The organism is Protofrankia sp. Cr1, from assembly GCF_963555865.1.
Classification (GTDB): domain Bacteria; phylum Actinomycetota; class Actinomycetes; order Frankiales; family Frankiaceae; genus Protofrankia.
The window spans coordinates 1-9072 of sequence record NZ_CAUVXO010000116.1 but is presented as its reverse complement, the minus strand read 5'-3'; the positions used below and the strand labels follow the sequence as shown (position 1 = coordinate 9072).

Annotated in this window: 9 protein-coding genes; 5 read left to right on the top strand and 4 right to left on the bottom strand. The window is 66.8% G+C overall.

Annotation, left to right across the window (positions count from 1 at the left end; genetic code table 11):
* The 5 genes from U9980_RS11870 to U9980_RS11850 all read left to right on the top strand — a co-directional run.
* A partial coding sequence (locus tag U9980_RS11870) for a hypothetical protein (protein WP_322767957.1) occupies positions 1 to 192 on the top strand: 192 nt, incomplete at its 5' end.
* A gap of 97 nt (positions 193 to 289) precedes the next feature.
* On the top strand, positions 290 to 712 hold the full coding sequence (locus U9980_RS11865; RefSeq protein ID WP_322767962.1) for a YbaB/EbfC family nucleoid-associated protein: 423 nt from the start codon (positions 290 to 292) through the stop codon (positions 710 to 712).
* A gap of 61 nt (positions 713 to 773) precedes the next feature.
* Positions 774 to 1370, top strand: a complete 597-nt coding sequence (recR, locus tag U9980_RS11860) for a recombination mediator RecR (RefSeq protein WP_322748718.1) — start codon at positions 774 to 776, stop codon at positions 1368 to 1370.
* A gap of 270 nt (positions 1371 to 1640) precedes the next feature.
* Positions 1641 to 2093: a hypothetical protein gene (locus U9980_RS11855; RefSeq protein WP_322748717.1), complete on the top strand. Its 453-nt coding sequence runs from the start codon at positions 1641 to 1643 to the stop codon at positions 2091 to 2093.
* A 392-nt stretch (positions 2094 to 2485) separates the two neighbouring features.
* A complete protein-coding gene (locus U9980_RS11850) occupies positions 2486 to 3397 on the top strand; it encodes a Fic family protein (RefSeq protein WP_322767956.1) in 912 nt (303 codons plus the stop codon).
* A 62-nt stretch (positions 3398 to 3459) separates the two neighbouring features.
* On the opposite strand, the gene U9980_RS11845 is transcribed toward U9980_RS11850, so the two are convergent.
* The 4 genes from U9980_RS11845 to U9980_RS11830 all read right to left on the bottom strand — a co-directional run.
* Complete coding sequence (locus U9980_RS11845) at positions 3460 to 4464, bottom strand: zinc-dependent alcohol dehydrogenase family protein (protein ID WP_322767961.1); 1005 nt, start codon at positions 4462 to 4464, stop codon at positions 3460 to 3462.
* 122 nt (positions 4465 to 4586) lie between these two features.
* The gene (locus U9980_RS11840; RefSeq protein ID WP_322767955.1) at positions 4587 to 5171 is read right to left on the bottom strand and encodes a TerD family protein; all 585 of its coding nucleotides are present in this window, start codon (positions 5169 to 5171) and stop codon (positions 4587 to 4589) included.
* 362 nt (positions 5172 to 5533) lie between these two features.
* On the bottom strand, positions 5534 to 6100 hold the full coding sequence (locus U9980_RS11835; RefSeq protein ID WP_322767954.1) for a hypothetical protein: 567 nt from the start codon (positions 6098 to 6100) through the stop codon (positions 5534 to 5536).
* Between the two features lie 9 nt (positions 6101 to 6109).
* Positions 6110 to 9072: RHS repeat-associated core domain-containing protein (locus tag U9980_RS11830; RefSeq protein ID WP_322767953.1), on the bottom strand; the 2963-nt coding region annotated here is incomplete at its 5' end.

The window sequence follows — 9072 nt, the reverse complement described above, 5'->3', positions numbered from 1 at the left end:
CCACCGGCACCGGTGACGTCGGTACCACCAGCGTCGTCAGCTGCCGGCCACTGCGACATCGACGATGAGCCCTCGGCCGGCGACGATGACGCGCCGGCGTACCCAGGCGCGTCGCTGTCGGGTGAGGCGGCCGCGATGGCGTTGCTGCAGTCCGACCTCGGCGCCACCGTCATCGACCAACCCATCGACTGATCGACCATTGCATCGGCTGGCCGCACACCGGACGGACCGGACATTCCTCGGTCAGCGGCACATGGGTGCGTCGGACCCCGGACGTAGGCTCATGGACATGTCGAACCCGCAGATACCTGGGCCGGACATCGGCCAGATCCTCATGCAGGCCCAGCGGATGCAGGCCGAGTTGATGACCGCCCAACAGGAACTCGCCGACACCAGAGTGGACGGCACCGCGGGCGGAGGTCTGGTGAAAGCCACCGTGACCGGCGGCGGCGAGTTGGTCGATCTCACCATCAGTCCAGCCGCGGTCGATCCGACCGACACCGAGACCTTGGCGGACCTCGTCCTCGCGGCCGTTCGGGACGCCGCCGTCAACGCGCGCGGGCTCGCCGCGGAGCGGATGGGCGAGGTCACCGGCGGGCTGGGCGACGCTCTTGGTGGGTTCGGAGTTCCGGGCGGGCTCGGAGTTCCGAGCGGACCGTCAGGTCTGGCCGGCGGGTCGGGCTCGGGGCCGCAAGCCCCAGGCCTGGGATGACAGGCATGCCGATCGGCGACCGGCTCGTGCCTGGCGGCCACATCGGGGCAGGTCGGTGACAATGTACGAGGGGATCGTCCAGGATCTGATCGACGAGCTCGGCCGGCTGCCGGGTATCGGCCCGAAAAGCGCGCAGCGGATCGCTTTCCACCTTCTCTCCGCGGACCCCGTCGATGTGCGGCGCCTTGCGGCGACGCTGAACGAAGTCAAGGACAAGGTCCGGTTCTGTCGGCTGTGCTTCAACGTCGCGCAGGCGGAACTGTGCCGGATCTGCTCCGACCAGCGACGTGATCCGGCCCAGATCTGCGTCGTCGAGGAGTCGAAGGACGTCGTCGCCATCGAGCGGACGCGGGAGTTCCGGGGGCGCTATCACGTCCTCGGTGGCGCGATCAATCCGATCGGCGGAGTGGGCCCTGATGACCTGCACATCCGAGAGCTGATCGCTCGGCTGGCCGATGGGACGGTGACCGAACTGATTCTCGCGACCGATCCGAACACCGAGGGTGAAGTCACCGCGTCCTACCTGGCTCGCCAGATCGCTCCGATGGGATTGAAGGTCACCCGTCTGGCCAGTGGCCTGCCGATGGGCGGGGATCTGGAATGGGCGGACGAGGTGACTCTCGGTCGCGCCTTCGAAGGCCGCCGGGTCGTCACCTGACCGCCTGACCAGGCCGCCGCCTGACCGGATACTCCACAATCGGTGGCTGTACGAGGCAGGACAGTGTGAGCCTGCGCCGCGTGTGAAGGCCTGCGAACCCCTCTCGGCTACTGTGGGCAGCTCTTGCCGAGTTCGGCAGAGGCTGCGCGATCACGACTCCTGCCGCGCCGCCGCTGGCCGCACGGGAATAGCAGCCCTGTCCAGACAGCGTTCGCGACCTGGTCGTCCGCGCGCGAATGAACTCCTACGACCGTGGGGAGCACACATCAAATGATCATTAGTGCACACGTAGGTGCGGGGGCCCTGGTCGGTACAGCACTACGTCGGCCGATACCCGCGTTTGCCGTTGGTTTCGCCTCTCACCTGGCAATGGACATGCTGCCGCACTGGGGTACCGGCCCGGGGCTGGACTGGATTCCGGTCGCCCGACGCGACGGCGTGGCGGGTCTGGTCGCAATGGGTGTTCTGACGGCGGCCGCTCCACCCGGCCGAAGGCTCGCAGTGCTCGCCGGTATGAGCGGGGCCTGCCTTCCCGACACCGACAAAATCGGAATCTACTTCGCCGGCCGCAGTCCGTGGCCGGAACGTTTCGACCGCTTCCACGGCCGTATTCAGCGGGAATCCGCCGACCTGCTACCCCGGGATGTGCTCGTCGCCGCCGCACTCAGCGCAACCGCGGCCGGGCTGCTACAGCTTCTGGGCCGGGGTCGGAACCGTAGTTGAGCAAACTCCAAGAGTTTGGCTGTGTCGAAATGCTGAAAACAGGGGAATCCGGCGATGGGTCGATACGGGGAACAGCTCTGGGCCCCGAACCCTGCCGCACCGTTGCGCGGGCGCCGCATGGGGGTGTACCGCCCGTACTGTCCCGATCCTCTCGCCGGGTCGCCGCCGAGCCTCCACGATGATCTCATCGCACGCGCGACCGCCGTCGAGGCGGGCATCCGGTCGCTGACCGGCACAGTCATGGTGAGCCTGGACCGGCTGGCCGGCTTTCTCCTGCGGTCCGAGGCGGTTGCCTCGTCGCGCATCGCGGGCATCGGGGTCGTCCCCAGCAGGTCGCCCTGGCGGAGTTCGCGAGCGGAGCCGGTACCGACAGCGTCGTCGAGGGCTTCAGCGTGAACGCCCGCCGGGTCGCCCGCAACATCGCCGCGCTCCGCCACGCGGTCACCGATCTCGCCGAACCCGGGGCAATCACCGTGGACGGCATCGTCAACCTGCAACGCACCCTGCTCCCGGGCCACCGGCACACCGGCCCACGGTCGGTTCAGACCTGGCTCGGCGGGAGCGAGTGGAACCCGTTGGACGCGGCGTTCATACCCGCGCCGCCGTCCGAGGTGGTCAGCCTGATGACTGATCTTGCCGCCTATGCGTCGGGCGACGCCCATCCACCGCTGATCCAGGCCGGGCTCGTCCACGCCCAGTTCGAGACCATCCAACCGTTCGACGACGGAAACGGGCGGGTGGCGCGGATGCTGATCCATGCTGTGCTCGCCCGACGGGGCCTGGTCACGCCGGCCGTGCTACCGGTCAGCCTCGCCTTTGTGAGCCGGTCCGACCGCTATGTGACGGCCCTGGCCGCCTACTGCCACGACGGTCCGCCCGGCGGCCGGGCCTCCCATGCCGCGCTGAACCAGTGGTTGACCTTCTTTCTCGACTCCATGGTGGTGGCGATCGAGGAGGCCCGCACCTTCGCGGACGAGATCGCCGAACTGCGCCGGTCCTGGGACACCCGGCTGACAGCCTGCCGGGAGCAGACCGTCGTGGTTCGCAACCGGCCCCGGGAACCGTCAACCGCCGATCGGTTGATCACCATGCTACCCGGATCCCCGGTGCTCACCGCGGCCAGCGCGGCGCGCATCCTGGACGTGTCCGTGCAGGCCGCCTGGGCCGCGGCCGAGGAACTCGTCGGCGCGGGCATCCTGCGCCGACGGCAGATCGGACGCGGCGCCACCGGCTACCTCAGCAGGGAGGTATCCGACCTGCTCACTCTCGCCGAACGCCGGCTGGCGGCCGTCAAACGGGCCTGATCCGCAGCTGGGCTACGGTCGGCCGCAACCGGCCCGCAGCCGGCCCGCTCAGCCGGCCCTGCTCAGCCGGCCGGGAACAGGACCGCGGCGCCGGTCACCCGGTCCGCGGCCAGGTCGATCAGCGCCTCGTCCGCCCGGTCCAGCGGATATGGCTGGACCGTGACCGCAAGCCGATGCCGCGCAGCAATCTCGAGGAACTCGCGCCCGTCCGCCCGGGTGTTCGCGGTCGTGCTCCGCAGCGTCCGTTCCTGGAACAGGTGCCGCTGGTAGCTCAGCGCCGGCACATCGGACAGGTGGATACCGGCGATCGACAGCGTCCCGCCCCGGTCCAGTGCTCCCAGCGCAACGGGCACCAGGTCACCGACCGGTGCAAACAGGATGGCGGCGTCCAGCGGCTCCGGCGGGGCGTCGTAGGGCCCGGCGGCTGACGATGCGCCGAGCGAGAGCGCGAGTCGCCGCGCCGTCTGCGACCGGGTCAGCACATGGACCCTCGCGCCCTGCGCCAGCGCCACCTGTGTGGCCAGGTGGGCGGACGCGCCAAAGCCGTAGATCCCGAGTCGGCCGCCCGGTGGCAGGTCGGCGCGGCGCAGCGCCCGGAAACCGACAATGCCGGCGCACAGGAGCGGCGCCAGCTCACCGTCGGAGTAGCCCTCAGGCAGCCGGTAGGCGTAATCCGCGCGGACGACGGCGTACTCGGCATAACCGCCGTCGGCATCCCAACCGGTGTAGCGGGAGACCAGACACAGGTTCTCCGCGCCGCGCCGGCAGTAGGTGCAGGTCCTGTCGGTCTCCCGCAGCCAGGCGATCCCGAGCCGGTCACCGGGGGCGACATCGTCCACCTTGGGGCCGACGGCGTCGACATAGCCGACCACCTCGTGCCCGGGAATCGTGTTGGGTCGACGCGGCCGGAGGTCGCCTTCGGCGAGATGCAGGTCTGTACGGCAGACCCCGCACGCCGCGACCCGCAGACGCACCTCGCCGGCAGCGGGTTCGGGCACGGGCAGGGCCGTGCGCCGCAGCGGTCGCGCCGTCGCCGGTGCTGGTGTGGTGACCTGCCAGGCGGTCATCATGGGCGTCATACCCATGACTTTCCCAGATCTACCGCCACCTACCGATCACACACCGTTGCCATCAGTGGACGGGGAGCCGGAGCATCGCCGTCCACCGACAGGCTATGTCACGCATGGTGTCAGATGGTGACACCATGGTCACGGGCGAGACCACCAAGGTCGTTGTGGCCCTGGCCGACCGCCCGGAACTTCCATTCCGCACCGTTGCGATAGACCTCACCGAAAATCACCACCGTCTCGGTGGAGTAGTCCTCGGAAAGGTCGTAACGGACCAGTTCGGTGCCGGTCTGGTCGACAACGCGGATGTAGGCGTTGCGCACCTGCCCGAAGTTCTGGTGCCGATCCTGCGCACCGTAGATCGACACCGGTACGACAATCTTGTCGATGTCGGCCGGTACCTGACCGAGGTTGATGACGATCGACTCGTCGTCCCCCTCGCCCGCGCCGGTGAGATTGTCGCCGGTGAGGGTGATGGCGCCCTCCGGGGACTTCAGATTGTTGAAGAAAACAAAATGCTCGTTGGTGAGAGCCTTGCCGTCGGCCTTCACGCCGATGGCGGACGCGTCCAGGTCGAAGTCGGTTCCGGTGGTGGTGCGGGCATCCCAACCGAGCCCGACCGTCAACGCGGTGAGCTGGGGCGTACCCGCGTCCGCCGCCTGCTTGGTAAGGCTGACGTTGCCGCCCTTGGCGAGACTGATGGCCATCTGTAGATCGTCCCCTCTGATCGGTCCGCGCCGGCGCGGATCGTCCCGTGCAGGTACAGACCTACCCCGGGGACCTCCGGCGACGCGAAAAGGTCATGATCGCGTGACCTGGGCTTAACAGCTACGAAAGAACCTTCGCACACGCTAGGGCACCCGCCTACGGTCGGTCCGGTCGGGTGCGGTACAGGCCGAGCCCCGCCACCACCGGTGACAGATGTCCGCACCACCCGACGACGACCATGGTCACGCCGCCCACCCCATGCAACCCGCCAGGTGGTCCACGGCACAACGCGCTCGCCGACGCGGTCGGTAACCGGGAGGAAGCCCTGCGCGTCGTTGGGAACAATACCCCAGAATGGAGTCTATCGTAGTACTTCGCCCCAGGAAGACAGCGAATCATCGAGGTTTACAAACGACCGGGCTGCCTTCTCGTCGAAGAAGACAAGAAGCGAAGTCGGGTGACACACCAACGTCCCATCCTGCTCCTCACCAAGAGCAACGACAGCACTGCCATAGCCGTCAAAGGTCAGACGCAAAGCCCAGGGCTGCTGTGGACGGCCCTCATACGGAACATGCCAGGCCACCGCAACCTCAGACACGGGATGCCCAATCAACGGTAGCCACTGCTCACTTCGCGTAACATCAACCGTATTCAGCCCCTCCGGTGGGGCTTGGTCCAAGACAGCCTCAAGCCCCTGGTCGAACCCAGGCAGGATCCATCTGATCCGCAGCACGGCTCCGCTTTCCATGCCAATCATCACAACCATGTCCACTTCGTGAACAACGTCGTCATGTCGATGCCCACAAGGCCACTCCTCTCCCTCCAGAACTACGTATTTCACAAAAACAGGCTTTTCGCCCACCACGCGCTCTGCCGCATACCGAAAAGAATCCGTAGAATCGGCGCCACCCTTGCCCTGCAAGTACATCAATTCCTCTCAGTATCGGAACTTGCCGAAATACTGAAACTGGCCGTTTGCATCGAACGCCGCTCCCTCCCCGTCTGGACGTATGAAGTAATCGCCCCCTTTGGAAATACCTGAATTGATAGGCACCTGCTTCGATCCGGGATCTGTCAATATATCATCAAGCAAATTCTGACCGACAGAGTTCAGATCCTTGCCCGGGACCTTCGGTAGCTCCCCACGGTCCATATGCTTCTGGTATGCACGGCCAGCTGCGGTTCGCCCGTTCTGAGCAGAACGCTGACCGCTCCTCGACAGTGCGTCTATATCACATTTTTGTGAAGTACTGGAACCGCTACCCGAGCTACGGGAACCGCTGGAACCGCCGCTGGAGTTGCTGCTGGAACCACCGTCGGCACTCGATACCGCGGCGACGGCACCACCGATGAAGCCGCCCACCATCGCGCCACCCGCGACGACACCCCCGGTCTCGGCCGCGATCGTGACCCCACCACCGAGCACGAGCGCACCCGAAGCAAGCGCCACACCACCGGCCTCAACCAGACCACACGGCTCAAGAACGATGCACGCCGCAGTGCCCACGACCGCCGCACCGATACCGATACCGGTACCGACCTTGCACCAGAACCCGCACAGCCCGCTCGGATCCGCGTCGTTGAGCGGATTCCCCCCGACATACCCATACGGACTACGCGTGAGCTCGAGGGCCGGATCGACCGTCAGGAACTGCGCCGTGGCCGGATCGTAATAACGGGCCCGCAGATACAGCAGCCCACTTTCAGCGTCGGTGTACTGCCCGGTGAAGCCCAACACCGAACCCACCGCACCCGTATGAGCGTTCACCGCACCCCACGGGGTATAGCCGTAGCCGCCGACCACCACCCCGGTGGAATCCGTCAACGCCCGGACGGAACCAATTTGATCGCAGAAGAACCACTGCGTGGCACTCCCACCGATCTGCTCGATCGGCACACCACCCGGCCCATAGACATAAGCGGTGGCACCGTCGTACAGGAGTTCACCACCGACGCCCCAGGTGTACGGAGTCGTAGCGCCGTTGACGGTCTTGGAGGCACGCAGGCCGGATCCGTCATAGGTGTAACTCGCCGTGGTTCCGCTCTTCGTGAACCCGGTGAGCCTGCTCGCCTGGTCGTAGGCGTAGGTGGTGACCGCGGTCCCGGCGGTGCTCTTGGTCCGGTCGCCTTCGGTGTCGTAGGTGTAGGTGGTGGCGCCGCTGGGTGTGCTGGCGCAGGCCGGGTTCGCGGGCGGGGTGGCCGTGGTGCTCCAGCACAGCCTGCTTGTCACATCGAAGGTCTGCGTCGTAGCGCCGACCGTGGTCGGGTTGTCCGCGGCGTCATAGGCGTAGGAGGTAGTGGTACCGCCGACGGTCGTCGACTTGAGCTGCTCCAACGCCGTGTAAGCAAAAGTTTGCGCGCTGCCCGGAACACCGGTCGGTGTCTCCCCGCTGACCTGGCCGGCGGCGTCCCGGGGGCTGGTCAGGGAGGCAAGCGTGGTGCTGCCGGCCTTCAACGTGGAGCCGGTGAGCTGGTCGGCCTTGTCGAAACTCCCGGTGACACTGGTGTTGTTGGGGTAGGTCGTCGTGAGCAGATCGCTGTCGCGGTCGTACCCGAACGACGTGCTCTTGGCGTTCCAGTCCTGGACGGTGACCAGCCGGTCGTCCTTGTCGAACGTTCGGGTGACGCTCCGGCCGCTGCCACCGGGGTAGGCGATCGAGGTGACGTTGCCGACGGCGTCGTAGCTGTAACCTACCGTGGCTCCAGCGCCGTTGGTGTAGGAGGTGATCTCACCGAAGGAGTCGTAGGACCAATGGCTGGTCCCGGTGCCGTCGGTCGTGGACGTACGCCGCCCGAGGCCGTCGTACGTCGTCGCCGTCACGTTCGGGGTAGCGCCGTCCGAATAGCCCACCGTGGTCTGGTGACCGGCGGCGTCGTACCCGTAGGTGGTCACCCGGCCGGCCGCGTCAGCGAGTGTCAGCAGCCTGCCGGCCGTGTCGTACTTCCAGGTGATCGTGTGGGACCCGGGATCGGTCCGGGTGGTCCGCCGGCCCTGGTTGTCGTAGCCATAAGTGGTCTTGTGGGCAGCCCCGTCGACGATGTCCGCGACGGTGTTGTCGGCGTTGTAGTCGGTCTTGAGAGTCGTGGCGTCCGGCCGGGTCGTCACGGTCTGCCGGTCTGCGAGGTCGTAGGTGTAAGTCGTCGTCCGGTTGTTGGCGTCCGTAGCCGAGGTCCTGTTGCCGTCGGCGTCATAGGTCGCGGAGCTGACGTCACCGAGCGGGTCGGTGGTTTTGATCGGGTTGTTCCAGGCGTTGTAACTGTAGGTGGTGCAGCCCTTGGCCGGCGGGGTGCAGCCGGGGACGATGCCGGCGGACACGCCGATCGGCGAGACAACCGAGGTGCGCAGGCCGCGGGCGGTGTCATAGCCGTACTTGGTGGTGTTGCCTTCGGGGTCCTTCGTGCTGGCGAGGTCACCGAAGGTGTCATAGGTGTTCGTCGTCGTGTTCCCACGCGCGTTCACCGTGCGGGAGACGTCATCGGGATGCGCGGCGTCGTCGTAGTAGAAGCTCGCGGAGCGGACCACGGTCGAGGGCGGATTACCGTTGGAAACTTCAGCGGCCTGGTCGACCTGTTGCAGGGTGATGCTGGTCGGCAGCTTGTAGGCGGAGGTGCCGTCGTTGGTGCCGGTGCTGGTGGCGATGTGCCCGGCCTCGTCGTAGCCGTAGCTGGTCTGCGTCCCGGTCGGGTCGATCGTCGCGACGAGGTTGTCCCGGTCGTCGTAGGTGCGGGAGGTGGTGAACCCGCGCGGATCACTGGCGGAGATCTGATTGCCATGATCGTCGTAGCTGAAGGTCTGGAAGTTCCCGTTCGGGTCGGTGATCGAGGTGACCCCGAGGCTGACCGGGTCGTAGGTGTAGCTCCAGGTCCCGGCGTCGGCCGTCCCGGCGCCCCGGGTTTCCG